The following is a 748-nucleotide window of genomic DNA, read 5'->3' on the forward strand; positions in this document are numbered from 1 at the left end:
CACGTCCGCGGCGACCGCGGTGAACTTCCGCCCGACCAGGTCCGGCGCGGCCGACCGCTTACCCGGCCGGGTCAGCGACCGGCGCTTCTTCGGCGCGCGGCCGGCCAGGCCGAGCTCGGCCATCCGCGCGGCCACCGTGTTCTGCGACACCCGCCAGCCCAGCTCGTGCAGATCACGGGTGATGCGGGGCGAGCCGTAGGTGCCGCCCGAGGCGGCGAACAGGCGCCCGATCCCGGCATCCAGCCGGGCCCGTCGCTGCTCGCGCCCGGTCGGCGCCGCGCCGCCGATGCGGTCCTTCCACTTGTAGAACCAGGACTGCGAGACCCCCAGCGCCCGGCAGGAGACGACGTGGCTGATGCCGTACCTGGTCTTCTGGGAGCTGATGAAGGCCGCGTGCGCTCACCGGCCCATCGCCTCTCGAACCCACAAGAGCACCGAGCGCTTGAGAACTTCACGCTCGTCTTCCAGCTCGGCGCGCTCCTTGGCCCAGGCCGCCTTCTCGCGCGCGAGCTCCCGCGCCAGCTCGGCCTTCTCGGCCCGCAGCCGGGCCAGCTCCTCCTGCTCGGACTCCTTCAGCGTGCCACCTCCACCGCCGACCTGACCGCTGGCGTGCCGGTCCATCTGCACCCGATTGTGCAGCGTGTACTCGTTGATCCCCAGATCCCGGGCGACGTGCGCGACGGGTTTGCCGGTCTCCTTGACGATCCGCACCGCCCCGGCCCGGAACTCCGGATCAAAGCGACGCCGC

The 748-nt window shown here is 72.2% G+C and carries 2 protein-coding genes; both read right to left on the reverse strand.

The annotated features are described in order from the left end of the window. On the reverse strand, positions 1-384 hold a 384-nt coding region (locus IEZ07_RS36435; protein ID WP_191898775.1), incomplete at its 3' end, for an IS3 family transposase. 15 nt (positions 385-399) lie between these two features. After that, positions 400-748 (reverse strand): transposase (locus tag IEZ07_RS35305; RefSeq protein WP_301549393.1); only part of this gene is annotated, 349 nt, incomplete at its 5' end.

The organism is Planomonospora parontospora, assembly GCA_014647935.1.
Lineage (GTDB): Bacteria > Actinomycetota > Actinomycetes > Streptosporangiales > Streptosporangiaceae > Planomonospora > Planomonospora parontospora.